This is a genomic window from Alcanivorax sp. HI0044 (genome assembly GCF_001634945.1).
Window position 1 is genome coordinate 1 of the sequence record NZ_LWEZ01001308.1, and the last position, 1,196, is coordinate 1,196.

Here is a 1,196-nt window from a genome sequence, read left to right on the forward strand (position 1 = left end):
TGTGATTGTTATAACGGACGTACATCACGATGCCCTCCACCGCAGTAAAACGCTGGTAGTCTCCCCATTCCGCCAGAGTGGACGAAACCAGAAGCGGTTGTGCCAACCAAAAACAGACAAGGATCTTTCTCATGATGTACCGCGAGGCTGAAAGGAATAAGTGATCAACCTGGCTAGGGTACGGCTCAGCACGCGGTGGTCGCATCGCCTATATGGGGTATGCCGGTGGTACCGCCAGAATACGCTGGGGGATTAACAGGGATGGATGATCAACGGCCTGTTGGCCGTTGGTCTTGTATAAAGGCGAGGCAGGCTAAAGCGGGATCGGACAGTTGAGCCCGCCGAATTTTTTCTTGGCGGCGCTGATGCACAGTTTGGTTGCAATACCAAAGGGGTCGCCGGGAATACGGCCACAGGCTTCTTTGGCGGCATAGGCTTTGGCGCATTCCGATGTGGCGCTAGCCATGGAATCGGAGGCAGAGTCCGCTACTGGAGACGGGGCTGTTGGCTGGGCGGGGGCGCTGGGTTTGGCGACGGCGGGAGCAGAGAAACCGCTACGAATTTTCAACAAGGGATCCATATAAACACCCGCCTGGCCCATGTCACTTTCTGCGGCGCTTACGCAATCGTAGGTATTTTCAATTCTGAAATAGTTCATCGATTGGCCCATGTCTTTACAGTAGATACTTTGCACACCGGCATAGCTGACAACGATGAAAACGCCGTGCTGGACACCATCTTTCTGGCCAAGAACGGTGCCACTATGCGTCCAGGTGCGGTTCATGGAATGGCCACCGTCTTGCCAGCGCATGCTGATGGTGTTGCCGGTTTTATTGGTGATGGTTTGGCGAATTAACGTGATGGCCTGGTACGGAGCCTGGTCCGCAGAGGCAATATAGTGAGCGACGTACATGGGTTTATCGATAAACCGGGAGGTGTCGACATCGCCTTGTTTGAGGCTATCGGTTTTTTGCCAGGTGGTTTTGATAATGGGGAAATCCGTTAGCCCGCTCTCACGACGATATCGCTTTACGGTTATGCGCGATTTTCCCAAGTCGCTTTTTTTCCAGCTGCCATTGATGTTCACCTGGTTCTTGATGTGGTTGGTGTAAACCGCATGCATATAAACCGGATGTTTGAAGGTGTCGGGCAATTGCTTCAGCTCCACCACCATATTGGGGACAATATGCATCTTG

Annotated in this window: 1 pseudogene; it reads right to left on the reverse strand. The window is 52.8% G+C overall.

From position 1 onward, the window contains the following. Positions 1-313: 313 nt before the first annotated feature. Positions 314-1,196 (reverse strand): annotated as a pseudogene (locus tag A3730_RS31895) (hypothetical protein); the annotation flags it as partial.